The organism is Butyribacter sp. (assembly GCF_056818865.1).
This window is the reverse complement of record NZ_DBLYGC010000002.1, coordinates 132,538-158,642: the sequence shown is the minus strand read 5'-3', so window position 1 is coordinate 158,642 and position 26,105 is coordinate 132,538. Positions and strand designations below refer to the sequence as shown.

Sequence of the window (26,105 nt, the reverse complement as noted above, 5' to 3'; positions counted from 1 at the left end):
AACGAACCTCCTGTTTCTTTTATCAATATTTATTAGCATCTTTCTTATTTATGATTATCTCCTCTACGCTTCCATCAGCCTTCGTGATAGTCCATGTATTTATATCACCTTTAGAAGATACTGACAGAACACTCCCTGCACCTCCAACGTCAGCACCAAGGAAAAAGTCAATCGCTTTTATTTTACACTCTTTTATGCAGGATGTACACCCCCAACAATCTTTTTCATGTTTAATAAGAGCTTTCCCATGTTCATTTTTTTTAATCAGATTTCCCGGACAGGCTTCTATACAAAGTCCGCATCCGACACATTTTTCATCATTTATCCGAATGCTCATAAACCTTACCTCCTGTCACCAAATCTCTGTAAATAATTTTTATTTTTCCATCCTCATATCTTGAATTTACATATTTGAGATAATCGTCGCTCTTATTAGGATAATCTAAATTTTCGGCAAAACTGTGCCATCTTGTCTCTTTTCTTGCTTTTAAATGCTCAATCAAGACTTTACATACGACTAATCTCTCTTTTAATTCGTAAATTCTGAGCAAATCGTCCATATCATCTGCATGAAGATTTACTGAAAGTTTTTCTATATCATCAATTTTTCTTTTTGCTATCTCAAGTCTACTCTCATTGTATTCGTAATTTGTACTGATACCGCCTGCATACTGATCCATAATCTTCTGCATCGTTTCTTCAAGCTGTTCTGTATCGATAAATCCTTTTGGATTTGAAAAATAGCTTTCATACTCGGCTTTTTTATCTGCTGATGATAATCCATTGACCGCATTATCACTGTTTTTGGAAACATTGCCGTAATCAGCTTTTTTATTTTCTGAATCTTTAATCACCCTAATATATTCAACAGCCGACTGTGCTGCTATCTCGCCCTCAACCAAAGCTCCTGTCACATATTTCTGCGGACATCCGCCTGCAACATCACCGGCTGCATAAAGCCCTGTAATCGTTGTCTTTCTGTCATTGTCTATCCAATAACCGCTCGCTGTATGTCCTCCTACTATATATGGCTCAGTACCTTCTATCTCAACATTTTCATTTTTAGGTCCTCTGCCCGATTCAATCCATTTAAGTGTCTGGCTTGGTGCCATATTAAGATACGCTTTATACAAATCACTTTGCTGTTCATCTGATATTTCATCCGTCTTTAAGTAACATGGACCCCTGCCTTCTTTGTTCTCTGTTACCGTACCGTAAAGACGCTGTGATGTTGTAAGACCATACTTATCTTCATATATCTCACCGTCAGAATTTAACTGCTTTGCATGAACTCCCTGTGCAATAGTTCCCGTAGGAGCTATCGTATCTTTACACCTGAGTGCTATAAATCTCATCTCAAATGTTGTCATCTCTGCACCGGCTTTGATTCCCATAGCATATCCTGCTCCCGTATTAAACGGAGGATACCACATTTTGTGTCTTGAAAATCCCGGATTGTTTGGTCTGTAAAGACCTGCCGCACCACCTGTCGCACAGATAACTGCTTTTGCATTTATCTTATATGCCGTTTTATCATTTACATCAAATCCGTAAGCACCATTTATGACACCGTTTTCAACTATATAATCTGTAATATTTACATGATTTATAACTGTTGTGTTCTCAAGGCTTTTTACCGCATCGGCAAGAATAGGTTTAATGTTTTCACCATTTATTTTTATATTTCGGTTTCCCCTTGCAACATATTTGCCATCTTTGTCTTTTAAAATAACAAGACCGAGACGTTCCATATGCGCTGTAACTTCATTTAGTCTTTCTGACATGGAAAGAAGTAAATCCTCTCTGACTATACCGTCAGCATCTTTCTTCGCATAGTCCACATAATCCTGTGGAACATGTCCTTCAGTTATATAAGCGTTTATGGCATTTACGCCTGCTGCAAGACAGCCGCTTCGCTTAATATTGGCTTTCTCTACGATAAGGACCTGTATATCCTTTTCCTGTCCAAGTGTAATTGCAGCATAACAGCCTGCTGTACCGCCGCCGACAATTAACACATCGGTTGTCAGTTCTCTAAAATCCATTGGGCAACCCCCTTCATTTTTCGTATCTCCTACTTTTTCTATATGTTTTAGTAGTTCATGGCTATAACTATACCCTACTTTTCCTATCATGTCAATAGGAATTATATATTTTTTATCAAAAAACAGATTGCCATGGTCTATCTTTAATAAGACAAACCATAACAATCTGTTCTAAATCTTTTAATGCAATTCAAATATCCTCATTTTAGTTTTTAGCCGAAATTCGGTGATACATTAGTATTTTGAAACATATACACTTGTCGTATTAAACAACTCACTCTTATATGTCTTTTTTCCGACTTTTGCATTTGTGCATATTCTTAAATAATAACGCTTATTTGCTTTAAGTTTATTTTTTCCGCATTTTGTGATTGTAAGACTTCTTGACTTATTGCTTACTGTTTTAACCTTCTTGAAACCTGCATTTTCATTTGTGGAAATGTAAACTGTATAACCGTTTGCATTTGCAACCTTTGACCAGTTAATTTTAATCTTCTTTTTTGATGATGTAACACTAAGACCATTAGTCTTGATAGCACCAAAGTAACGATATCCTGACCATGCACTATAAGCTTTTCCCTCTGTTCCGCAGTCTACATATGTACGAATACGATAACGATAGAAAGTTCCGTTAGTGTTATTTACACTTGTTGAAGTTCCGCTGCTTGTCAATGTCTTTTTAACCTTACCTGCCGGTGTCTGAAGCTGTACCTGTACACCATCGAAATCACCTAATGCATCACTTGCTAAAACACCCACACTATATGAATTGATATTGTACCAAATGCTTGTAAAACCAAAATTATTTGTTGCAACTTTCTTTGTCAATGTCTTTTTGCCATACTGGCTTGTATGACCGTCTCTTGCTATAAATCCTGTAGATTTTGCTACACGACAAGGATAGCAGTATATTGAATATGACGTTCCCGGTGTGAGAGCTTTATCTTTAGATGTTGTGATGATTGTAGTATTGCTCTCACCTATTACAGAAAAATCGTTATAGGCATCGTTGCTAAGCTGATATAAGTTTGCTCCCGGAACTTCTGAACACTTCATTGTAATTGAAGTTGTACTTGCACCAATCTGAGTAAGCGTCATATTATTTACACTTGGTGCAGTAACCATCTCGACCGGATCAGACCATCCTGTAACTGCTTCCGGAGTATTTTCTTTATCAATGTCCCATGAATAAGAATTAAATCCTCCAACTCTCACATAATAAGTGTGACCTGATGCTAGATTTCTTATACTTTCATTTGTACTTGATGTTGTCTCCATAGTAACCCAGTTTGAATTTCCATCCTCGCTAAGCTGTATCGCATATGACTGTGCTCCAAGGGCTGCTGACCACTGAAGAGTAATCTTTGTGTCCTCGGCATCTGTCTGTGCAACATCTACAACAGCAGCTTTACTTTCTGCCTTTGAAAAAGCAAGCACCCCTGCGGTAAGTGCTACCGTTGTCATAAGAAATTTAATTGATTTTTTCACTTCATATCCTCCTTTTAATTCCCATTCCTGTATTATATATTATCCATATGGTATTATAAAAACCTTAGCACACTGCAATCTCATTGATTAAACACCTTTTTCCGGTGTACTGTATCTCTAAGGCACCTCAATATACCATACACTAACTACAATACACAATTTCTATTTTTATGTCAAATAAATATTGTCTTTTTTAACCAATAATCTGTTGTATAATTATACTCCCCAATTTTAAAAGCAATTTTATAATTTCCGTTTTCTATTTCATCTAATGGCACATTTATGTAATACTTATGTTTTACGAATATTTCGCTTTTTTGTTCTGTGTCAGAATAATCCTGTTCATAAAATTCTTTTTCATTATATAAGTATACTTTTTTTATTAAATGATCCCTGCTGTAAATCTGAAGTATATCTCCGGTTATACGCGGTATAAACGGCAGACCGTTCTCAAAACAATCCTCTTCGTTCTTTTCTTTATATAAACTTATATCAATGGCGTTTTCAAATTGTCCAAAAATCCTTTTACTTCGGTTCAGATTTTTTAATTTTCCAACTACTATAGGTTTATCCCCAAGAATAGGTTCTGATAATCCTCTAATGTCAAATTCCATTTCCATTCCACTAAAAAAATCTTTTTTACACAATATCTCGTTTACACATTCTCCTGATTTATAATCATATTTGTATATTTTAGCCCTATATCCGTCAATCTGCTCTTTTAAATTTCCACACATTGCAAATATATAATCACCTTTGTCGGTCACAAATGCATTTGAACGGGTAATGCTTAAAGAAGTCGGTATCCTTTTCTCCTGTGAAACCTTTCCGCTTTTTTCATCTATATTTAATATCAGCACATTTGACTTTTCTACTTTATCAAAATATTTTACGGGTCTTCTGTTCGCCGTGTGATTGTCAAATAATATAATTTTGTAAGTATGTGCTGTACTGTCACACTCCAGTATTGATACTGCATGCTGCTGGAAAAACCAGTCTATATGTCCATCCGGTTTTAAAACTTTATCTTTTTGCTCTGTTTTTTTATAAAATTCCGGGTTTGCAATAATCCAGATTAATTCGTTACTCTTTAAACTTATCTTCGCGATAGTGTGAATATTTCTCATCGAAACTATAACACAGTCCTCTTCAGGTATATACGCAAATGCATTTATATGAGCCCAGTCACTTCTTGTAACGTATGTCTTATCAAACAAATCATTTACATTTATACTTCTTAAAACATTTCCGGTTTCCGGGTCTATTTCAATTATCATATTTTCACATGATAAATCCTGAACAGAACTTGATGCTACAAGATAATTTCCGCTGTTTTCTTCCCTGACAGCCCAATGGTGGTATCCGTTTGGATGCAGAAATGTTTTGTATACTCTGCCCATATAATCCATTTCATGCATAACGACTGAATGTGCATTTCCGAAATTTGGACGACGCATGCTTTTTTCTGCATACAAAAATTTCCCGTTGCCAATGTCATGTATTCCATAAGGATGAGACGGTCTTCCCAGTATAAAACGTACATTTCCGTTTTCGTCAAAAGCATAAGTTGAACCGCCATAACCGCCTGTCACAAGCATAAATTTACTGCCTTTATTTTCTGCCTGTCCCATCACTTTTACTTCTGTTTCAAGCTTTCCCTTTAACTTAGGTGTATGTATCATAATCTTATTCATGTCGATTATCTGCCCATGTGAGTCTAAAAGATATATTTGAACGATATTATATGCATTTTCATAGAGCCCCATTATCGGAACACGATGTCTCGTCGTACAGATATTGTCACACATAGAATAATTTTTAGAACCACGAATACCTTTAATTTCGTATTTAACCATGCACTCAACATCCGTATTGAAAATTAAAAGTGCTGTTAATAATGATATTTTATATGGATTTAATATTAAAAGAGAATTTCTGAAATCATAAGTCCCGTTATCAAGCATATGCTCTATGACCAATTCTTTTTTATAAGTCTGCACCGCCAAAGACTGCTGAACATTTTCAATATTTGTTTCGTATCTGTATTTTTCCTGTTTATCTGAAAGCTGTTCTTTTTCAGCCATGAGAGAAAATACATCTTCGTTTATAATAAATGTGTTAAATAATTTCTTTTTTATAGCATCACTTATCTGACTCTTAATTTTCATTCTAATGACTCCTTTTTCTCTTGTTATAACTAAATTAAAAAAAATTCATGTCACTAGAACGAAAATTTTGTGTCAGTTTTATATTATTTTTGTGTCAATCCCATATTTGCTCAAATCTACTTTTCCGTTTTTAACCTCTATTCCGTCAGCCTCAAGTCTCTTCTGCTGTTCATTTTCACCGCCAAATGCAAAGGCTCCCGAAAGTTCCCCTTTAGAATTGACCACACGAAAACATGGTATCTCCTCCGGATTCGGATTTTTGTGAAGAGCATTGCCGACCGCTCTCGACATTTTAGGATTTCCTGCCATCTTTGCAACCTGTCCGTATGTCGCAACCTTTCCTTTTGGAATTTTTTTGACCGCTTCATAAATCCTTTTTGTCGGACTGTCAGTTACAATCTCATAGCTCTCCGTTATCATCCTTTTAACATCTTCATCCGGAATTGAACCGTCAAGGATTATGGTATTCCAGTTTTCTTTGTTCTGATGCCAGCCGGGTATGACAGACTCAAATGCATCTCTCCAAAAATCACGCCACTCACTGTTTACTTTCACGTTTAAATTTATATAGCCGTTTCTTTCATATGTCCACAGAAAAGCTTTTTTACTTCCTTTCACACGCACAAGCTGCCAGTTTTCATCATGAAACGGTGCACTCTTGTATGTGTCCGGAAACGAAAGTCCAAAATTTAATGCTTCTTCTCTTGTTGTCATGTATTTCCCTCTTCTGTTTATGTCTACCCAATCAAACCCTTATCCATATATTCTGCAATCTGCTCTGCAAAATATGTAAGATATATGCTTGAGCCCGCTCTGTATGTTGCTGTTGCCATCTCACACACAATCTTTTCCTCATCAATGCATCCTGCTTTTGCTGCCGCTTTTACCATCGCATACTCTCCGCTTACGCTGTATGTAGCTACAGGAACATCTACTATATCCGCAACTTCTCTTACAATGTCAAGATAACTCATCGCCGGCTTTACCATTATAATATCTGCACCTTCTTCTACATCCTGCAAAGCCTCCTTAATGCCCTCTTTTCTATTATGGTAATCCATCTGGTAAGATTTTCTGTCACCAAATGACGGTGCTGAACCTGCGGCATCTCTAAACGGAGAATAAAAAGAGGACGCATATTTTACGGCATATGACATTATCGGTGTATTCTTAAATCCATTTTCATCAAGTGCATTTCTGATTGCAAGCACTCTTCCATCCATCATGTCAGATGGTGCTACCATATCTGCGCCTGCTTTCACATGGGAAACTGCTGTCTTTGTAAGAAGTTCAAGTGTGGAATCGTTGTCCACATCATGACCGCAAAGTACACCACAATGTCCGTGTGATGTATACTCACACATGCACACATCAGTTATAAAATACATATCAGAAAAATCTTTCTTTGCAGCTCTAAGTGCCTTTTGCACAATTCCCTCATCATCATAAGCACCTGTTCCAAGTTCATCTTTCACATCAGGAATACCAAACAAAATAACACTGTTCACTCCTGCTTTTTTCAAGCTTTCAAGTTTTTCAGACATCCTGTCAACACTATAACGGAATTGTCCCTCCATTGACGGAATTTCCTCAACAATATTTTTTCCCTCTCTGACAAACATAGGATAAACAAGTGACGATTTGTCCATTCTTGTCTCTCTTACCATCTTTCTTAATATCTCATTCTGTCTCAATCTTCGTGCTCTCTGAATCATATTATCCTCTTTTCTGCTTACGTTCTTTGTAAATAATTTATTTATCAATAATTTCTGATTTTTATATCAACAATTCGCATTAATATTTGAAATTATATCAACAAAACTCTCAAATTCCTGTGCATTACTTTTTTCTTTTATATCAAATATCATTTTATAGATTACCGCATCCAATGATTTTTTCTCAGCATTCTTTTTGATATATGTTATAAAACCATCTATCTGACTGCGGTTTGTCCTGAATATTTCATTCTTAAGATAATCCTGTTCATATGTCTTAATAATCTCTTTTGCATCGCACAGATAACTTCTCTTTAATTCATTATTCTTTGCTGCAAGCCTATCCATATCTTCCATTGAATATCTTACGACACCGGGTATTTTCTCTATATCCGGCGATATGTCAAACGGTACTGCAAGGTCGATAAATACAACTCTTTCTTTATCCTTTTTTTCTTCATAATGTTTTTTTGTAATTGTATAATGCGGGCTTGATGTCGCACTTATAATTACGTCCATTTTAGGCATATGTTCATATCTGTCCGCATAGTCTATTATCCTGCATCTGGCATTCTTCTCAGGAATATGATTTCTTGTCGTAACATAAACATTTACACCTTCTATGTCAAGTGCATCTCTCATAACAATATTCCCGATTTTTCCTGATGCACCTATTATCATAATATTTTTCCCTGATAATGAACCAAATTCCTCACATGCCTGTTTTAATGCAAGACTTGCCGTTGACACGGAAGTTTTTGACATAGGTGTATCGGTCTTAACTCTCTTTGCCGCTGCCATCGCCGCCTGGAAAAGCGAATGAAACACCTGACCTATATAACCCTTTTTGTCACTTTCAAGATAAGCATTTTTTACCTGACCTAAAATCTGGTCTTCACCAAGCACAACAGAATCAAGACCTGCCGCTACCATAAAAAGGTGATGTACAGCTTTTTTTTCTTCATATCTCAAAATTACATCCTGAATTTCTGAATTGTCAGATACCCCGGCTTCTTCTAAAAGCACCTGCTGCATATAAAGCACGTTTTTTTCCGTCTTTTCTGCTACTTCACAATAAAGCTCGGTTCTGTTACATGTCGCAAGCAGTACCATCTCATTTATGTCAGCCGATTTGATAAGCCTGTCCATTATTCTTAATTTGGCATCATCATCAAATGCAAACAATCCTCTTATCTTTGTATCCGCCGTTTTGTGGCTTACACAGAGCAATTGTATACTCATAACCCGATAACCTCACAAGTTCTTTTAATATCTTCCTCTGTATGTGCAACAGACACAAACATTGCTTCAAACTGTGCCGGTGCAACATAAATTCCATTGTCAAGCATCTTCCAGAAATACTCTGTATATGCTTTTGTATCGGATGTAAGCGCACTGTCATAATCATCCACAGTCTCACCTGTCTGGAATGCCGATAAAAGCGAACCTATCTGATTTACATGCAGAGGAATACTTTTTTCTTCTGCCATTTTTCTGTATGCATCCGCAATTTTTTTTGCACTCTCGTCTATCTTTTTATAATATTCAGGATGTGCTTTTAATATTTTAAGTGTCTCAATTCCGGCTGTTGTTGCAATAGGATTTCCTGATAATGTACCTGCCTGATAAACAGGTCCTGTAGGAGAAACCCTATCCATTATCTCTTTTCTTCCGCCATATGCTGCTATCGGCATACCACCTCCGACTATCTTTCCAAGTGTAGTCATATCAGGTTTTACACCAAAATATTCCTGTGCTCCGCCAAAACCCAGCCTAAATCCCGTGATAACCTCATCAAATATAAGAACTGTCTCATATTTTAAGGTAATCTCACGAAGGAATTCCAAAAAGCCTTCTTTCGGTGGAACAACACCCATATTTGCAGCTACAGGCTCAACTATAATTGCAGCAACATTGCTACCATACTGCTCCATAAGTTCCCTGACTGACTCTTTATTATTGTACTCTGCAACAAGTGTATTTTGTGTATATGAGGCAGGCACACCCGCACTATCCGGAACGGCAGTTGTAAGTGCCGCTGAACCTGCTTTTACCAGAAGTCCATCAGAATGACCATGATAATTTCCCCTGAATTTTATTATCATATCTCTGCCTGTATAACCCCTTGCAGTACGAATTGCACTCATTGTAGCTTCCGTACCCGAATTTACTAATCTCACTTTCTCTATTGACGGCATTGCATCCGTTATAAGCTCTGCCAGTTCAAGTTCTTTTTCAGTAGGTGCACCAAATGTAAGACCATCTGTGCAGGCTCTCTGCACTGCCTCTATAACCTGTGGATGTGCATGCCCGAGTATTCCGGGCCCCCACGAACATACATAATCAATAAATTCATTGCCATCAACATCATAAATATGGGATGCTTTCGCATTTTTTATGAAAAGCGGTGAACCGCCGACACTTCCAAATGCTCTTACCGGACTGTTTACTCCTCCCGGAATTTTCTCTAACGACTTCTCAAACAAAACCTTAGATTTCTGTATATTCGACCTTATATCCATAGCAAAATGTACCTCCATATCTATAATTTTCCATTTAAAAATTTTATACCTACTGTAAATGGCTTTTAATCAACCTGACTTTATCACTTGTCTGGTTTTGTAATTGTACTATCTCCATTTTTCTCACATTCAAAAACATCACCTGCTATAACATCTAAAATTCCCTTTGCATCAAACTCTTTTGCAACAAGTTTTACTGAAAGTCCCAATTCTTCGCAATCCTTTTTTGTCACCGGACCTATCACAACAATATTTTCGTGTTCACAGCCTGCCATATCTTTTAAGGCTCTCGCTCCTGAACCGCTTGTGACAACAATATAATCAACATCCTTGCATATTCTTCTAACTTCATCAGCACGTCTTTCATCCTGTATTGTCTCATATATACAGATTTTATCAAAATCAACCGCCATTGAAGTAAACTTATCCTCAATAAAATTTTTGCCCTGCTTTCCTCTTACAATAAGTACTCTATCCTTATCTGTCAATATCTGCGCTAATTCATCGGCTAATGTTTTAGATGTAAATTTTGAAGGAACAAAATCAGCATATAAACCATATTTTTCAAGTGCTTTTCTGGTCGATGTACCCACTACGGCAAACTTGATATTCGCCAATTTTCTAACATCTGTTTTTAAATCCCTAAGTCTTTCAAAAAATATATTAACACCATTTGCACTCGTAAATATAAGCCATGAATACTTTTCTATCTCATTGAGTTTATCATCACAACTGCTGTAGTCAGGTATTGTCTCAACAAGACTTATCGCAATTGTCTCGCCACCATATTTCTTGAATTCTTCTTCAAGACAGGAAGCCATATTTCTTGAACCTGTTACGAGTATGCGTTTTCCGCTAAGCAGCTTTTTATCATTTTTAATCTGCCATTCGTTTATATGAAGTCCAACCTCTACGACATCACCGACTACTATTATTGCAGGTGCTTCTATTTTATTTTTTCCCACTTCAGCTTCAATAGTCAACAGATTTCCAAAAACGGTTTTCTGCTTTGCAGTCATTCCTTTTGAGACAACTGCCACAGGTGTTTCCGCATCCTTGCCGTTTTTTATGAGTTTGTCACATATATTTCCAAGACTTCTAAGCCCCATCATAAATACTAATGTTCCTTCCTCTTTCGCTATCACTGAAAAATCAATTGCTTCTGAAGGCTTCCCCGGATGTTCATGACCTGTAATTATATGAACTGACGATGCGGCTCCCCTATGTGTAACCGGAATGCTTGCACTCGCCGGCACACTATATGATGATGAAATTCCGGATACTATTTCATAGTTTATACCGGCTTTTGCAAGTGCCAGTGCTTCCTCACCACCTCTGCCAAATATAAACGGGTCACCACCTTTAAGACGAACAACATACTTTCCCTGTGATGCACATCCCACTAAAAGTTTATTTATCTCAGGCTGCTTTTTATAAATTGTGTCAGCTCTTTTTCCTACATAAATAAGTTCTGCATCCATCTTCGCCTCATTTAATATTGATGGCGAAATAAGTGCATCATAAATTATTACATCCGCATTTTTAATACATCTTAGAGCCTCGACACTCAGATAATCTCTTTTTCCGGGACCTGCACCTACAAGCGAAACTTTCCCCTTTCCGACCTCGTCAGGCTTTTTTTCTGAATCATTATTTTTATCTGAGCTATCATCATCTGATTTTAAAATGTTGACAAGTTTTCCCGCCAGACTAATAGCCTGTTTTAAATCATCATCATTGATGTTTACGCCAGCTGCTTCTCTCCTCTCTTTTATTTTTGCATACTTTGGATTTTCCCCATCTGCGGCATACATTCCCCTAAACTCAAAGTTTTCTCTACTTATAATACAATGCGCTCCACAAGGGGCATTGCAGCTTCCGTCAAGGCTTCTTAAAAATTCACGCTCAGCTTCAAGACACACTCTTGCCGCTTTATCGTCAAGAGCCTCCATTACTTCTTTCAAGTCTCCGTTTCTGCATTCAATTGCAAGAATCCCCTGCCCTGCCGCAGAAACAAATTTTTCATTGTCAGTATAAATATAATCAAGTGCATCATCATTATCAAGACCAAGTCTTTTTAAACCTGCTGCTGCAAGGATAATCGCATCATACTCTCCTGACTTTAATTTATCAATTCGCGTTCCTACATTACCTCTCAAAGATTTTATCAAAACACCCGGATATATCTGCTTTATCTGAAGTTCCCTTCTCAGGCTGCTTGTTCCGATTATACTTCCCTCACCTATTTTTTTCGTTTCTTTTCTTTTAAGAATAACATCCCTGTTATCATCCCTAAGCAGAACTGTACCAAGACAAAGCCCGCCTGCAAGTTCCATTGGAACATCTTTAGCACTGTGAACAGCAATATCAATCGTTTTATCGAGCAGCTTTTCCTCAATCTCTTTCGTGAAAACGCCCTTACCGCCAATCTCGCCAAGCGGCTTGTCTAAAACTTTATCGCCATGTGTAACCACATGCACAATCTCTATCTCTTCATCTGGAAAATATTTTAAAATCTGAGCCTTGACAAGCTCCGTCTGAATTAAAGCAAGTTTACTTTTTCTTGTTCCTATCCTAATCATACTGACCTCATTTCTGTATATATCAGAGTTATTATAATTTTATTTATAATAACTCTGATATAACCTATCGGTCAAGTATGCTTTAAAAAGCTTATTATACTTCCCGCTTCAGGATTTCTTCCAATTCATCCTGATACAGCACATCTCCTTTTTTTTCGCATTCCGCATAAATTTTTTCAAAATACTTTTTTCTTTCTATCTCATCTGATATTTTTTCTTTTATGTACGGTCTGATTTCGCCAAGCCATCTATTTATGTTGTCGAGATTTTTCGGTATAACACCTTCTATTTTTTTTCTAAGCTCTCTTGCAAGCACCGGACTGTTTCCCCCACTGCTTACCCCAACTACTATATCCCCGTCCTTTATTATTGACGGAAAATAAAAATTACAATATTCTTTTCTGTCAACAGTATTTACAAGAGTATTTTTCCTGAAACATATCTCAGACACTTTTTTATTTACCTGTTCATCATCTGTAGCGGCTACAACAAAAAATTTATCTTCAATATCCTTTTCTTCAAATTCCCTTTCCAAAAGTTCAACAGCTTCTTTATATCTCTCTTTCAGCTTGTCAAAACCATCACATATACAGGGTGCCACCACCTTAACAACGGCTCCATATTCAAGCACTGACTGTGCTTTTCTTAAAGCAATCGTTCCGCCTCCCACTATCAGGCATTTTCTTCCTGACAAATCAACAAAAAAAGGAAAATATCCCATGCAGTCACAACCTCCCTAAAATTTAACAATTCCATCTGAAATTTCATTTTCATCCGGTTTTATATCTTCATTTGTATCAGGCAATTTAAGCCTGAACGTAACATCAAATCTGGTTCCCTCATCCTCAACACTTTTAACATAAACTTCTCCGCCCATAAGTCTTGCAAGATTTCTCGCAATCGGCATTCCAAGTCCTGTCCCCGGTATTGTTCCGCTATGGACTTTTTTATCTCTCTCAAAAGGTTCAAATAAATGAGGAATAAATTCTTCTGATATTCCTATTCCGTTGTCCTCGACAACCATCTCATATTCCATATAAACTGTATCTGCCTCTTCTTTTTCTCTGTGCGCACCTCTTTCTGCTATAGAGAAAAAGATACTTCCACCATCTCCCGTATATTTTACGGCATTGCTCAACAGATTCAGACACATCTGTGTTATACGTTTCGCATCACCTATCACAACATCACAATTTATTCCCGAAAAATCTGTATTCAAAGTATGTTTTTTCTTTGCAGCTAATGGCTTTATCACATGTATTATCTTATCAAGTTCACTCCTCCAGGAAAAAGCACTCTCTTTAAACACCAATGCTCCATGTTCAAAGTTATTTATGTCCAGTACATCATTTACCAATTCCAATAAATTCTTACTTGAATACAAAATGCTGTTTAAGCTGTCCATTACAACTTTTTTCTCGTTTATATGCGAAGCAGCTATCATATCCATACCTATTATTGCATTTAACGGTGTTCTCATATCATGGCTCATCCGTGACAAAAAATAACTTTTGGATTCACTTGCTCTTTTTGCCTCCTGATATGCAAATTTTATCATATCATTCTTTTTTTCTTCTTTTTCTATCTGGTCAGTAACATCCATCTGAGACATAAGAATAGTTTCTTTTTTATCATCCAGATATACAAACCTGTATTTTTTATGATATAACCTGCCGCGTATAATTAGAGAAGTATAACAATTATATGCTTCTTTTTTCTCTAACTGAATCAAGATATTTTCCAAATCCATATTTTTATATGTTTTGTCAACACTCTCAGGTTTAACGTACTTTTTTATTCTATATCTCAGAAAATCATCATAAAATATATTAAAAAATATAGGTTTATGAACACGATTCATATTATAACTATAGTTATATACACTTATTTTTCTATTGGATGCATTTATTCCGATTACATAATCATAATCTTCCATAATAGCTTTTTTCTGCATTTCATTTACACATGCTTCATCCTCATTTTTCATAAGAAAAATAAGTCTTCTGGAATCAACCGGATTTCTTATAAGTGTAACTATATACCACGCTTTATTTTTTGATATTGTACGAAGCCTGATAAACTTTTTTTCAAATTTTTCCTCTCCCGATTCTATAAATCTTCTTAATGCTTTCGGTTCAAAACAAGATATAAAATCATCACAATCATGCGGATATACTCTCGCATCTACATACTCCCAAAAAAATGATGAGTAACATATTGTAAGTCCACATACTTTTTTGTCATACTGGCTGTTTAATATGTATATGTAATCTTCATAAGGATTTATCTCAAATACTTCATCGTATATTATCTGCAATGCTGCCGTAAATGACTGTTTTGTTTCCATTGAACACTTAAAAAAACATTCCTCAACCTCTTCTTTACTCTTACTCATATTCCCTTTTTTCTTTTCCTCTCTGAACTTTTTTGCGTTACAGTTCACACCTGCGGTATTCCTATCAGCTTTATTACTGCATTTTAAGATTTAATAAAAATTCACATAATTTTTTCTCTTCTTCAGTATCTTTGCTGTTTATGAATTTCACTTTTCCCTTTTTACCACTGTTATTTATAAGACCTGCTTCAGCAAGCCTTCTTCTCATCTCTCTGGCTGTTCCTTCTCCCCCATCAAATATTTTTACATCATCGCCAACAACATTTTTTATCGCATTTATCGCAAACGGATAATGTGTACACCCAAGAACTACTGAATCTATTTTTTTCTGATTTACTGAACCGAAAAGTATGTTTAAATACTTGTAAAGATCATCCCCCTCCAAGTCTCCACGCTCTACAAATTCCATAAGTCCCGGACAAGGTAACGGAACTATTTCTGCCTGCCCGTCATATTTTTCCATCAGCTTTTGAAACTTTTCCTGTTTCAATGTCATAGGTGTTGCCATAACTACCACTCTTGAGTTTTCCTTGTATTCTACCGCCGGTTTTATCGCCGGTTCTATCCCGACAAGAGGCATATCCGGGTACATCTTCCTAAGCACTCTGACTGCTGCACTCGTTGCCGTGTTACATGCAACAACAATGGATTTTGCCCCCATCTCCATAAGCTTTTCAACATTCTTTATGGTAAGTTCCCTTATCCTGCTTATTTCCTTTGTACCATAAGGTGCATTTATTGAATCCCCAAAATAAAGATAATCTTCATTTGGCATAATTTTAACCAGTTCTCTAAGTACACTTATGCCGCCAACCCCTGAATCAAATACTCCTATCGGACTTTCACTGTCTGTCTTAACACTCACTTTTAAATCTCCCTTAATATAATCATTATTTAGTGCCTGTTTTATCAAATGATATTAGTGTCAAAAAGTATTTTGACCTCTGTATCATTAAATTTTATAATACAACATTTTTATTATAATCTCAAACAAAAAGGAAGTATCAGTTTTCTTATTTTAAAGAATACTGACACTCCCCTGTAATATCATCATATGAATATTTTATGATTGCTTATCAATCATCTCTATCAATAATCTCACGATAAAACTCTGTGTAATCTTTTCTTCCTGCTTTCATGGCTGCTATAGCTGTACGAGGATGCTGGTTTAAATGACCTGTAAGAAGATATGGAATAGCAAATCCCCATTCAACTCCCGCTGCTCTAAGCGGTTCAATGTTTTCTTCAATAAATTTAATAATTGGGAAAAGATTATACTGTGGATTTTTAAGAAATCCAAGTAAAAGTTCCATCTGGCAGTTTCCCGCACCTCTTCCCATTCCACCCATTGTAGCATCAAGATAAGATACACCCTGGGTGCATGACTCTATAGTATTTGCAAAAGCAAGCTGCTGATTGTTATGTGCATGCATACCGATGTATTTGCCATATTTGTCAGCGATTTCCATGTACTGCTCTGATATTTTTCTAATCTGCTCCGGGAAAAGAGAACCGAAACTGTCTACTATGTAAATTCCGTCTACAGGACTGTTTCCAAGCATTTCAAGTGCTGTATTTATATCAGACTCTTTTGCGTTTGAAATAGCCATGATATTACATGTAGTTTCATATCCCTTTTTATGAGCATCCTCTATCATATCGAGTGCTGCCGGCATAGTGTTTACATATGTTGCAACTCTGACAAGGTCTACTGGACTGTCTGCTCTGTCATGTATATCCTGTTTATAGTTGCATCTTCCGACATCTGCCATAATGGAAATCTTAAGGTCTGTATTATTATCACCAACGATTTCCCTGATTGTCTCATCTTCAGCAAATTTCCATTTTCCAAACTTGTTTACATCGAACATTTCCTTATCGGCACGATAACCAAATTCCATATAATCTACTCCTGCCTTTACATTTGCAAGATATAAATTTCTGATAAACTCATCTGTAAAATAGAAATCGTTGACAAGACCTCCGTCACGAATTGTTGCGTCCAAAACTTTTATATCTGGACGAAATGATAATAAATCACCTTTCTGTGCCACTTTTGTTTCCTCCATTTCATTTTAACTGCTGTACAGTATTTTTTAGGAAATACAAGTTTCCCATACTTAAAAAAAAGCATACCCAAAGTGCCGTGTCCCGAATTTTGAGTCCTAGCAAGCGCTAGGTGGGCAACCGCACATGTAATTCTGCCTTCCGCTGCTATAGGTGGCGGCTTGGCATCCTTACATAAATATAGGAATCCCAATTCAAAAGTGTAGGTTCAAAATATCAGGAGTATCGAACACCCCAGGCATGTATGCTTTTGTTAATAATAGTATATACACTTTCCATTAAAAATACAACTGTAATTTTTATTTTCTCTATTCATAATCATCCATGGCGGTACACTCATAAAATGAGAAAGAGAATTTTGTACCTTTTCCCGGTTCACTCTGCACTTTGATGTCACTGCCGTGCCTCATTGCTATCTGTTTGGCTATCATGAGACCAAGACCTGTTCCTTTTTGATTTTGTTTAAGCTTTGATTTATAAAATTTTTCAAATATATACGGTAATGCCTCTTTAGAAATTCCGACACCAAAATCCTCTATAGACACATTTATCCTGTCATCTTTTCCTATGCAGACTATGACCTCTCCATCCTGACTTGAAAATTTGACAGCATTGTCTATGATTATCATAAACATCTGTCTAAGCCTTTCGTAGTCTCCAAGTATCATACACGGATTTTCCTCATCAACCATAAGATTTAAAGTGATTTTGATATTTTTCTCTTTTCCTATTTCTTTGGCACTGCGTATCACATCTCCAAATATCTGCCTTATGCTTACCGGTTCTTTTTCTATACAAAAATCAGGGTTCTGCATTTTTGACAATATAAATAAATCTCCTACAAGCCTTTCCATGCCACGGCATTCAATAAGCATTTTCTGGTAAATATCTTTTACCACATTTTCTTCCGAGACAATGCCGTCATTTAATGTCTCTGCATAACCACGCATTACCGTTATCGGTGTCCTCAATTCGTGTGATACATTTGCAAAGAAATCCATCCTTAACTGTTCCTGATTTTTTCTCTCTACTCTCGCACTTTCCAGCTTCTTTGTCAAATTGTCAAGATTTGTTTCAAGTCTGCCTATCTGGCTCTCCGGATGTTTTACATTTATTCCAGAATAGTCTCCAAGTGCAATATTTCCTATATCTTTACCAATCTTATCAAGAGGTTTTGTCAGATATCTCGACAAAATTATTACTACGATAAGTGAAATAAATGCAGATAAAAGCACACTCATACTTATAATGGATTTTCCCTCATTTATTCCCATAGTCTGTCTGTCTACCATGGAAACCATCATAACGGCACCAGATACTTCTGTTGACCGGATATTCTTTATCGGAACAGCTACATACAAAATAACCATCCCATACACTTTGTCATATGCCGTATTTGACGCAATCTTCCCATCATAAGCACAGTCAAGCACATCATTCATCTTATTTGTAATCACATCTCTCGATATTTCAGAATTTGTATAATCATCACTAAGCAGTTCTTTAGCATTTTTATTACTTACTATCCAGATATCCGTTTTCTCTGCTCTTTCAAGTTCATCAATATAAACACTGTATTTCTGAAACTGATTTTCTCTTTTTCCATCTTGAAACTTTGCAACTCTTCTTGCTATTGTTTTTCCCTGTTTCGTCAACAGTGATGTATAAGAACGTATATAATTTTTCTCATATATTTTGATAAAAATCGCACCCGTAAGTATGCTTGTAAAAACAAGAATAAACGCAAAAGACAAATAAATTCTTAAAGAAATGTCATTTTCCTTTATCTTTCCGATTAATTTTTTAAATATCTTCTTCATTGATTGCAAATTTATATCCAACTCCCCAAATTGTCTTTATGCTCCACGCAGGATGCTCAACCGAATCAATCTTTGCACGCAGTCTTTTTATATGTGAATCAACTGTTCTGCTATCGCCATAATAATCATATCCCCAAAGGCTGTCCAAAAGATTGTCCCTAGTAAATACCTTGTTTGGATTGCCGGCGAGTGTCCACATAGTCTCTATCTCTTTTTTCGTGAGTGGAATTTTCCTGCCGTCTATCATAAATGAATATTCCTCAAGATTTACTTCCATGTTGTTGACCTTTAATACAGAGGCAGAATCTTTAGAAATTTCATCCCTGTTTATACGTCTTAAAACGGCACGCAGCCTTGCCATTACCTCACTCGGACTGAACGGCTTTACAATATAATCATCAGCACCTATGTCAAGTCCCATAATCTTATCATAGTCCTCCCCCCTCGCTGTGATAAGAATAATAGGTACACTTGATTTTTGTCTTATACTTTTGCAGACTTCATATCCGTCCTTAAACGGCATCATAACATCAAGCAGTACTGCTACAGGCTCATTTTTAAAGTACATATCTTCAGCCATAACGCCATCTGTAGCTATAAGCGGCTCATATCCTTCTTTCTTAACATACACGGATAAAATGTCCGTTATATCCTTATTGTCATCTGCTATCAAAATATAACTCATTTCAAACATCCTCCATTCTGTACAAATTACTTATAAGTTTAATATCACAAATTTACTTATTTTTATAATACCACCAAAATGTGTCAGAATAAAGATTGCAATTTTAATGTAAATGACAACAAATTGCCATTTACCGATGATAACATATTTTTTGAGGTATATTAGTGTATTGGATATTTATGGGACAAATAGGAAAGGGAGCATATATGTTTAAAAAGAATCAAAAATGGTGTTACAGGAAAAAAGCCGCCCGGTTACTGGCTGTCTTTTTTATTTCATCTACGATTGCAACATCTGCTTTAGGCAGCATTTCACATGCAGCTTCAAAAGGTGCTGCAGACACCGGTACAACCCAAAATCATGCAAATATTATCAAGTCAAGACGCTCAACTCAAAAAACAGACTCCATTACACTCAGCCATAGAAAAGATACTATTCTGACTGATACGGTAAATACTTTATCAGTAAATAATATGGCTAAAAAATGGACTGCTTATTTTGAAAGTTCAGATGAAAGTATTTTAAAAATTACTAAAAGCACTTCTTCGTCTTGCGAATACCGTGGTGTACGTCCCGGTACTGCTGAAATAAGAGTAAAAGTATCAAAGCCGGGCTTTTTATTTGTTCCGAATAATGTATATCTTCATTGTGACGTTACGGTCTCTCCAAAAGCCGTAAGCATTAAATTTACCAAAAAAAAGTACAGAGTACAACCCGGAACAAAGAAAAAACTTAAACTTACGACAAGACCAAGCATATCAAAAGAAAAAGCAACATTTGAGTCATCAGATACCGAAATCGTTGAAATTGATACGAACGGCAGAATTTATGCAAAGAGTATCGGTACTGTAACTATTACTGCCAAAATATCAAATGGCAAGACCGCCAAGTGTAAAGTTATAGTAAGAAACAAAACTGCTCAATAAAAAGACACTTAAAATTGATATTTTGATTTAAGTGAATGCTCCTGCAAAAAAAGCGATACACAATAGTGTACCGCTTTTTTTCGTAGAACAATTACGTTTCTGTTTTTATATTAATAATCCAATGAAATTTCACTTGTAAATGCCGGATGTTTTCCATCCTTTTCTGAAATATTTGGTGTTGTACCCTCAGGAATAGGCCATTTAACTCCAATAGTAGGATCATCCCACTTTATTCCTGCCTCTGATGAAGGGTCATAAAAATCAGTGCATTTATAAGCAAATTCTGCCGTATCAGAAAGCACATAAAAACCATGTGCGAATCCTTCTGGAATATAAAACATGTTTTTCTTTTCAGCACTAAGTGTAACTCCAAACCACTTTCCGTATGTCTTTGAACCTTTTCTGATATCTACGGCTACATCATAAACTTCACCTGAAAGAACTCTGACAAGTTTTCCCTGTGTATGATTTTTCTGATAATGTAATCCTCGTAAAACACCTTTTGTAGAACTTGACTGGTTGTCCTGTACAAATACCATATCAAGTCCTGCTTCCTTAAATTCCTCATAGTTATATGTTTCCATGAAGTAACCCCTTGAGTCACCAAAAACTGTTGGCTGAATCAAATATAATCCTTCAATATCTTCACATTTTTCAATCTGAAACTTTCCCATAATAATCTAATCTCCATTTCTTATTTTTCAAAATTCACTATTAAATCCGTTTATTTTTGAAAAAAGGAAGCTGCTCACTGATTACAATGTAACAACTTCCTGTATATTAAATGCTATATTTTAATTAAGCAAGCTTAGATTTTGCAACTTCTACGAGTGCTGCAAATCCTTCAGGATCGCTGATTGCCATCTCTGAAAGCATCTTTCTGTTAAGATCGATGTTTGCAAGTTTAAGACCATACATAAATTTGCTGTATGAAAGTCCGTTCATTCTTGCTGCTGCATTTATACGAGCAATCCAAAGTCTTCTGAACTGTCTCTTTCTTTCCTTTCTTCCAGCGAAGGAAGATGTAAGAGCTCTCATTACAGACTGCTTTGCAACTCTATACTGCTTAGATCTTGCTCCTCTATAACTCTTTGCAAGCTTTAATACTCTATTGTGTTTCTTTTTTGCATTTAAACCGCCTTTAATACGTGCCATTCGTCTATCCTCCTAAATTATTTTGAATATGGTAAAATACGTTTCATCATCTTTGCATTTGTAGCGTCAACCTCTACTGCTTTTCTAAGATTTCTCTTTCTCTTTGTAGATTTCTTATTTAAGATATGACTCTTATAAGCCTTCATTTTCATGAGCTTACCTGTTCCTGTTGTCTTAAAACGCTTAGCTGCAGCTCTTTTGGTTTTCATTTTTGGCATGATAATTTCCTCCTTAACATATGTTTATCTATCGGAACTTTATTAATTCCATTTAAAGAATGTCTTTTAGACAAGCTTTATTAACGCTTCTGTGACAAGAACATAACCATAGAACGTCCTTCCATTTTAGCATTCTTATCAATCACTGCGATATCTTCAAGTTTTTCATAAAAACTGTCAAGTATCTGTTTGCTATAATTTACATGTGCCATTTCTCTTCCACGGAAACGAAGTGTAACCTTAACTTTATCTCCCTTTGTAATAAATTTTCTTGCCTGATTTGCTTTAGTATTCAAATCATTTGTATCAATATTTGGAGAAAGTCTCACTTCCTTGACTTCCATAGTCTTCTGTTTTTTCTTTGCTTCTTTTTCTTTACGCGCAAGTTCATATCTATACTTACCGTAATCGATTATCTTGCAAACCGGTGGCTTAGCATTTGGCGCAATCTTTACAAGATCTAAATCTGCTTCTCTTGCAAGCTTTAATGCCTCCCTCGATGACATAATACCAAGCTGTTCTCCGCTTTCGCTTACCAATCTTACTTCTCTGTCTCTGATTCTTTCATTAATCATTAAATCGCTAATTGTAGTGCACCTCCAAATAATTATAAGCTATATACAATGTCTAAAATAGTAAAAAAAAAGTGAATAGCAAAGTCTATCCACATTCATCAATAATATATAATAAATATAAATTATATTCAGTACTCATTCAGAACCCGAGTCACTCGCTTGTGCTAAGGTGAGAGTGGATAACTCTACTTCGTCATTGTTTACACAACAAACATTACTTTATCATATAAAAAGAACTGTGTCAAGTGTTTTTGGCACAATTCTTTTTAATTTTATGATTCATTTATTATTACTAAAATCCTTTACGATTTGTATAAGTTCATCTCTTATCTGCGGAGATTCGTTTATAACGTAATCTAACTGTTTTATTATATTTTCCTTTAACTGTTCATTATTTTCTATGCGTTCTCTGAGCATCTGACGCCTTTGATTAAGTTCATGACGTATTTCAACCATTTCTTTAGGGTCAACTATCGCAACACATCTGCTAAGCCAGATGTCTGTATCAACCACTCCTACGTCTTTTAACATAATAACCAGATTTTCATTGTTCGCATTGAGCATTTCAGTATTTTCACGGAATTTTTTTTCATATTCACGCATCTTGCAATACTCGTTCCACTTCTGCTCAAAATCCTTGGCATTTTTTACTCCGAATTTGTTACAATTGTAATCAAGAACATTTATATTGTTGATATATTTGATTTTTACTTTATTTAAGAGCGTGACTGCCCTGTTTATCTTTTTTTCTATCAATATGACATCACGCCTGTTTTTTTGTGACTCAAATATAAGTGCCGCCGCTGAAACAGCCGCAAGAAATACAACTCCTAAATACGGAAGCGTCATATCAGCTTTTAACGCATAAAAGATTACTATAAGAAGGACTATAAGTGAAATGATGAGTAGTGCAAGTATCTTTGTCATTCCTTTTATTGCATTCTGCTTATTAACAACTTCTTTTTTCTGCGAATACAAATTTTCCTTTTCTTTTTTCAGGTTCGATATATCACTTTCTATAGCTGTCTGATAAAACTCTGCATTGTACATCTTTTTTATCTCATCTACAAGTTCATCCTCAAACGGCTCAAATTTTCTCATCTGTGCATCACTTATAGTAAGATTTCTGTTTTTGTACTTGTTTCTCTCACTTGTCAGTGTCAGAATGCTTTTGCAGACATCATCTATTTCTTTTCTCTCAGCATCAGAAGCCATGTCTATGCGTTGAATATCCGTGAGATATGACGTTACTTTCTCATACTCTTTCTTTGCTTCCGCTATCTGCCTTTCATTTTCGGCTATTGCCTCGCAGTTTTCTCTTACAAACCTTACCGTATCATTTTTATCAACAGTTACAGGCACATCCTGTTTTGTAACCTCCGGTTCAAGAATCTCTTTTTTTAAATCCGCTTTATGATTGCTCTTTTCCGGTTCAACAACTGTCTGCGTGTTTTCCTGTATACTCTCTGATACATTTTCTCTCTGTTTATCTTTCTTTCTTTTTCCTAAGAAAAACATATATCCCCCTTTTCAACCTAATGTACATTAGTTTAATGTATCATTGTCACTGCGTTATTTAACTGAAAATCATTTATACCGTATACCGGTAACAATTTCATTCCTATAATCTTCTTTCCACTGATTTATATAATTTCCTACCTTTTCATAATACTCTTCCACATAACCTGCTTTCATAATTCCTTCAAGTTTCATAATCCGGCGTATTTCTTTTGAATTTCTTGTCTCTTCATCAGTCTTTGCGAAATCTTCCATTATATTGTTTAAAATTTTAATATCAATATCAAACTTTTTTACCCCTTTATCGAAGAGTTTTTTATCTCCCGTAAGTTTGAGTGCATAAAAATATGAGCGAAGCGATTCTTCTTTTCTGTTTTTTTCATATGCGTGCTCAAAGCTGTCCGACGCTTTTATAAACGAACCCATACCGCAAAATGCCGTACCCATATTGTGATATACTGCCCCGTAATCTTCCTCCGTGGCATTTAACATATCGTCTGTGCCAAGTATCTGCGTATATTCTTCAATTGCTTTTTCATAAGAGCCGAATCGGCAGTAATTGTCTGCTTTAATCTTAGCTTTCTCCCATTTTGAAAGGTCAGCTATCGCATCCATTATCCCGATAAGTTCATTTATCTGTTCTTCATCATAATAATCACAACTGCAGCATATTGTAACGACTATATCTTTAAGATTATTTTTGTCATTCCGCATACTGTCTATCTTGTCTGCAACAATATCCATATTTAATTCATCTCTAAGCCATACCGTAAATGCACTATCAAATATTTCTTCCTGTATTATGTATATATTGTTGTAAACATAATAGCATACTTCTTCTATTGAATATACATTCGTATCTGTCAATCTGAAATGATATGGTTTCTCTGCTATCTTTCCAAAGCACTCGATTAGCTTACCCATATTTTTCCTCCATATTTAACCCTGTTTTGCATTGTCCTGTGCATCAAGTTTTATATAACGCTCCCATATCCTGTTTGTGGATGGAGAAAACTCACCAAATCCGTTATCTTTTAATGTTACAATACATGTATTTCTGTCCGCAAATCTTATTCTGACAGTAAATCGTGTCATTTTATTTTCACGGGCGGCAAATCCACTCAACGAAAGTATGTGTGCTCTTGTCTCCCTGCTTAAAATATTCCTGTCTGTTATCTGAATTTCATCTTCATTGTCAGGTATAATATCTATTGAAGCATCAATGTCACTCCACAGCGTACCTGCTCTGGCAAGCACAACATCATGTATTTTTGCATCATGATATGTTGTAATTGATATGTCACTTGTAAGCATATCATCATCAAGAAAAATAAATTCTTTTAACTTCTCTTCCTCTGTCAATGCTCTTGCAGCATAACACGCTCCCTTTGTGAAAAGATTCTGTCCTCTGAACACACGCCTTCCGTTGCATAATTTTCTCAACGCTTCAGTAGCCCATGCTTTCTCAAATCCTTTTCCTGTAACATATATTGTTGTAACCATTTTTTTGTGAAGAATCGTGTTTGCTGTATTTAAAAACATATACTCTATATCTTGATTTTCTTCCAGTGCCTCATATGGCATTATGTGCGATAAATCCTGCGTATCCGTTCCCACTATATATGGAAGTGTTCTCTTATCTACAGTGAGATTTGTATATCTGAGACCATCTTCATCATATTCAAAAAGTCCTACATTATTTGCCCACAGTTCTTTTGACTGGCTGACAGCATAGTACATATAGCTCTGTTTTCTTCCAAAAACCACCATTCTGTCATTTTCTATTCCAAGCGAAACACCGACACTTTTCAGCATATCAACAACAGCCGGTTCCCGTTTAGGTACGGTTATCACAAGTTTTAATATCGTCTCATTTGGAAAATATTCTTTTAGTAAACTCAACAGTTTAATCATAAACTTTTTTACTACATCTTTTGTTTTAAAAATATAACTTCCTGCCTGAAACTTTTCCTCACCTGAAATTTTATCAAGAATATTGTCTATGAGTGTATATCCTCCAAGTTCAATATTCTTTTTTGTCTTCCACAGCCATTCATTTGTGTTTGGATTCACAAGCAACGCAAAGGGTATCTCATAAATTCTGTCTTCTCCTTCTGGAATCCCCACCGGTACAGGCTCATATATCTTTTTGTCATAATACGAAATCTGAGCAAAATCCCTGCCCAAATCAACTCCAACCAACAGCTGTCTCCCCGTCTCCATATA

Annotated in this window: 23 protein-coding genes and 1 other RNA gene; 1 reads left to right on the top strand and 23 read right to left on the bottom strand. The window is 35.8% G+C overall.

Features of this window, described 5'->3' with window-relative positions:
• Positions 1–22 precede the first annotated feature (22 nt).
• The 16 genes from ACZLXV_RS01635 to ACZLXV_RS01560 form a co-directional block, all read right to left on the bottom strand.
• On the bottom strand, positions 23–337 hold the full coding sequence (locus tag ACZLXV_RS01635) for a 4Fe-4S dicluster domain-containing protein (protein WP_022225726.1): 315 nt from the start codon (positions 335–337) through the stop codon (positions 23–25).
• The gene (locus ACZLXV_RS01630) at positions 318–2,045 is read right to left on the bottom strand and encodes an adenylyl-sulfate reductase subunit alpha (protein WP_022225725.1); all 1,728 of its coding nucleotides are present in this window, start codon (positions 2,043–2,045) and stop codon (positions 318–320) included. Before ACZLXV_RS01630 ends, ACZLXV_RS01635 begins: the two co-directional genes overlap by 20 nt.
• 234 nt (positions 2,046–2,279) lie before the next feature.
• Positions 2,280–3,533, bottom strand: a complete 1,254-nt coding sequence (locus ACZLXV_RS01625) for a fibronectin type III domain-containing protein (protein ID WP_022225724.1) — start codon at positions 3,531–3,533, stop codon at positions 2,280–2,282.
• Between the two features lie 173 nt (positions 3,534–3,706).
• Positions 3,707–5,701 (bottom strand): aryl-sulfate sulfotransferase, encoded by a 1,995-nt coding sequence (locus ACZLXV_RS01620; protein WP_022225723.1) that lies wholly within the window; start codon positions 5,699–5,701, stop codon positions 3,707–3,709.
• A gap of 78 nt (positions 5,702–5,779) precedes the next feature.
• Positions 5,780–6,415, bottom strand: coding sequence for a methylated-DNA--[protein]-cysteine S-methyltransferase (locus ACZLXV_RS01615; RefSeq protein ID WP_022225722.1), 636 nt, complete (start codon positions 6,413–6,415; stop codon positions 5,780–5,782).
• 23 nt (positions 6,416–6,438) lie between these two features.
• The gene (gene hemB / locus ACZLXV_RS01610) at positions 6,439–7,416 is read right to left on the bottom strand and encodes a porphobilinogen synthase (protein ID WP_022225721.1); all 978 of its coding nucleotides are present in this window, start codon (positions 7,414–7,416) and stop codon (positions 6,439–6,441) included.
• Positions 7,417–7,482: 66 nt separating this feature from the next.
• Positions 7,483–8,658, bottom strand: a complete 1,176-nt coding sequence (hemA, locus tag ACZLXV_RS01605) for a glutamyl-tRNA reductase (protein ID WP_022225720.1) — start codon at positions 8,656–8,658, stop codon at positions 7,483–7,485.
• Positions 8,655–9,938 (bottom strand): glutamate-1-semialdehyde 2,1-aminomutase, encoded by a 1,284-nt coding sequence (gene hemL, locus ACZLXV_RS01600; protein ID WP_022225719.1) that lies wholly within the window; start codon positions 9,936–9,938, stop codon positions 8,655–8,657. Before hemL ends, hemA begins: the two co-directional genes overlap by 4 nt.
• A gap of 83 nt (positions 9,939–10,021) precedes the next feature.
• The gene (gene hemC, locus ACZLXV_RS01595) at positions 10,022–12,520 is read right to left on the bottom strand and encodes a hydroxymethylbilane synthase (RefSeq protein ID WP_482382289.1); all 2,499 of its coding nucleotides are present in this window, start codon (positions 12,518–12,520) and stop codon (positions 10,022–10,024) included.
• 94 nt (positions 12,521–12,614) lie between these two features.
• Positions 12,615–13,241, bottom strand: a complete 627-nt coding sequence (locus tag ACZLXV_RS01590) for a precorrin-2 dehydrogenase/sirohydrochlorin ferrochelatase family protein (protein ID WP_482382288.1) — start codon at positions 13,239–13,241, stop codon at positions 12,615–12,617.
• 15 nt (positions 13,242–13,256) lie between these two features.
• Positions 13,257–14,915: a sensor histidine kinase gene (locus ACZLXV_RS01585; RefSeq protein ID WP_482382287.1), complete on the bottom strand. Its 1,659-nt coding sequence runs from the start codon at positions 14,913–14,915 to the stop codon at positions 13,257–13,259.
• 73 nt (positions 14,916–14,988) lie between these two features.
• Complete coding sequence (murI, locus tag ACZLXV_RS01580) at positions 14,989–15,780, bottom strand: glutamate racemase (protein ID WP_022225715.1); 792 nt, start codon at positions 15,778–15,780, stop codon at positions 14,989–14,991.
• Positions 15,781–15,991: 211 nt separating this feature from the next.
• Entirely contained in the window at positions 15,992–16,969 is a 978-nt protein-coding gene (locus ACZLXV_RS01575; protein WP_367336445.1) for an aldolase catalytic domain-containing protein, read from the bottom strand.
• Positions 16,970–17,044: 75 nt separating this feature from the next.
• Positions 17,045–17,226, bottom strand: a non-coding RNA gene (ssrS, locus tag ACZLXV_RS01570) — 6S RNA.
• Between the two features lie 64 nt (positions 17,227–17,290).
• Positions 17,291–18,802, bottom strand: a complete 1,512-nt coding sequence (locus ACZLXV_RS01565) for a sensor histidine kinase (RefSeq protein WP_482382306.1) — start codon at positions 18,800–18,802, stop codon at positions 17,291–17,293.
• The gene (locus tag ACZLXV_RS01560; RefSeq protein ID WP_022225712.1) at positions 18,786–19,487 is read right to left on the bottom strand and encodes a response regulator transcription factor; all 702 of its coding nucleotides are present in this window, start codon (positions 19,485–19,487) and stop codon (positions 18,786–18,788) included. The genes ACZLXV_RS01565 and ACZLXV_RS01560 overlap by 17 nt, the downstream gene beginning before the upstream one ends.
• 206 nt (positions 19,488–19,693) lie before the next feature.
• Between ACZLXV_RS01560 and ACZLXV_RS01555 the strand changes: the two genes are divergently transcribed.
• Complete coding sequence (locus ACZLXV_RS01555; protein ID WP_482382286.1) at positions 19,694–20,413, top strand: Ig-like domain-containing protein; 720 nt, start codon at positions 19,694–19,696, stop codon at positions 20,411–20,413.
• Positions 20,414–20,523: 110 nt separating this feature from the next.
• Here ACZLXV_RS01555 and rfbC read toward each other — a convergent pair whose 3' ends face one another.
• The 7 genes from rfbC to ACZLXV_RS01520 form a co-directional block, all read right to left on the bottom strand.
• Complete coding sequence (rfbC, locus tag ACZLXV_RS01550) at positions 20,524–21,087, bottom strand: dTDP-4-dehydrorhamnose 3,5-epimerase (protein WP_482382285.1); 564 nt, start codon at positions 21,085–21,087, stop codon at positions 20,524–20,526.
• Between the two features lie 124 nt (positions 21,088–21,211).
• A complete protein-coding gene (rplT, locus tag ACZLXV_RS01545; RefSeq protein ID WP_022225709.1) occupies positions 21,212–21,568 on the bottom strand; it encodes a 50S ribosomal protein L20 in 357 nt (118 codons plus the stop codon).
• Between the two features lie 17 nt (positions 21,569–21,585).
• Positions 21,586–21,786 carry a 50S ribosomal protein L35 gene (gene rpmI / locus ACZLXV_RS01540; RefSeq protein WP_022225708.1) on the bottom strand — a complete coding sequence of 67 codons (201 nt, stop codon included), beginning with the start codon at positions 21,784–21,786 and terminating at the stop codon, positions 21,586–21,588.
• Between the two features lie 80 nt (positions 21,787–21,866).
• Positions 21,867–22,361, bottom strand: a complete 495-nt coding sequence (gene infC, locus ACZLXV_RS01535; protein ID WP_022225707.1) for a translation initiation factor IF-3 — start codon at positions 22,359–22,361, stop codon at positions 21,867–21,869.
• Between the two features lie 279 nt (positions 22,362–22,640).
• Positions 22,641–23,879 carry a hypothetical protein gene (locus ACZLXV_RS01530; protein WP_482382284.1) on the bottom strand — a complete coding sequence of 413 codons (1,239 nt, stop codon included), beginning with the start codon at positions 23,877–23,879 and terminating at the stop codon, positions 22,641–22,643.
• Positions 23,880–23,948: 69 nt separating this feature from the next.
• Positions 23,949–24,803, bottom strand: coding sequence for a tetratricopeptide repeat protein (locus ACZLXV_RS01525; RefSeq protein ID WP_482382283.1), 855 nt, complete (start codon positions 24,801–24,803; stop codon positions 23,949–23,951).
• A gap of 15 nt (positions 24,804–24,818) precedes the next feature.
• Positions 24,819–26,102, bottom strand: a complete 1,284-nt coding sequence (locus ACZLXV_RS01520) for a DUF5716 family protein (protein WP_482382282.1) — start codon at positions 26,100–26,102, stop codon at positions 24,819–24,821.
• Between the last annotated feature and the right edge of the window lie 3 nt (positions 26,103–26,105).

Bases quoted from the DNA above. Each gene is read 5' to 3' on its own strand.
- ACZLXV_RS01585 (WP_482382287.1), bottom strand. From the start codon at position 14,915: ATGAGTAAGAGTAAAGAAGAGGTTGAGGAATGTTTTTTTAAGTGTTCA.
- hemC (WP_482382289.1), bottom strand. From the start codon at position 12,520: ATGATTAGGATAGGAACAAGAAAAAGTAAACTTGCTTTAATTCAGACG.
- infC (WP_022225707.1), bottom strand. From the start codon at position 22,361: ATGATTAATGAAAGAATCAGAGACAGAGAAGTAAGATTGGTAAGCGAA.
- hemA (WP_022225720.1), bottom strand. From the start codon at position 8,658: ATGAGTATACAATTGCTCTGTGTAAGCCACAAAACGGCGGATACAAAG.
- ACZLXV_RS01555 (WP_482382286.1), top strand. From the start codon at position 19,694: ATGTTTAAAAAGAATCAAAAATGGTGTTACAGGAAAAAAGCCGCCCGG.
- ACZLXV_RS01615 (WP_022225722.1), bottom strand. From the start codon at position 6,415: ATGACAACAAGAGAAGAAGCATTAAATTTTGGACTTTCGTTTCCGGAC.
- rpmI (WP_022225708.1), bottom strand. From the start codon at position 21,786: ATGCCAAAAATGAAAACCAAAAGAGCTGCAGCTAAGCGTTTTAAGACA.
- ACZLXV_RS01620 (WP_022225723.1), bottom strand. From the start codon at position 5,701: ATGAAAATTAAGAGTCAGATAAGTGATGCTATAAAAAAGAAATTATTT.
- ACZLXV_RS01525 (WP_482382283.1), bottom strand. From the start codon at position 24,803: ATGGGTAAGCTAATCGAGTGCTTTGGAAAGATAGCAGAGAAACCATAT.
- rplT (WP_022225709.1), bottom strand. From the start codon at position 21,568: ATGGCACGTATTAAAGGCGGTTTAAATGCAAAAAAGAAACACAATAGA.
- rfbC (WP_482382285.1), bottom strand. From the start codon at position 21,087: ATGGGAAAGTTTCAGATTGAAAAATGTGAAGATATTGAAGGATTATAT.
- ACZLXV_RS01530 (WP_482382284.1), bottom strand. From the start codon at position 23,879: ATGTTTTTCTTAGGAAAAAGAAAGAAAGATAAACAGAGAGAAAATGTA.
- hemL (WP_022225719.1), bottom strand. From the start codon at position 9,938: ATGGATATAAGGTCGAATATACAGAAATCTAAGGTTTTGTTTGAGAAG.
- ACZLXV_RS01520 (WP_482382282.1), bottom strand. From the start codon at position 26,102: ATGGAGACGGGGAGACAGCTGTTGGTTGGAGTTGATTTGGGCAGGGAT.
- ACZLXV_RS01565 (WP_482382306.1), bottom strand. From the start codon at position 18,802: ATGAAGAAGATATTTAAAAAATTAATCGGAAAGATAAAGGAAAATGAC.
- ACZLXV_RS01560 (WP_022225712.1), bottom strand. From the start codon at position 19,487: ATGAGTTATATTTTGATAGCAGATGACAATAAGGATATAACGGACATT.
- ACZLXV_RS01590 (WP_482382288.1), bottom strand. From the start codon at position 13,241: ATGGGATATTTTCCTTTTTTTGTTGATTTGTCAGGAAGAAAATGCCTG.
- hemB (WP_022225721.1), bottom strand. From the start codon at position 7,416: ATGATTCAGAGAGCACGAAGATTGAGACAGAATGAGATATTAAGAAAG.
- ACZLXV_RS01635 (WP_022225726.1), bottom strand. From the start codon at position 337: ATGAGCATTCGGATAAATGATGAAAAATGTGTCGGATGCGGACTTTGT.
- ACZLXV_RS01630 (WP_022225725.1), bottom strand. From the start codon at position 2,045: ATGGATTTTAGAGAACTGACAACCGATGTGTTAATTGTCGGCGGCGGT.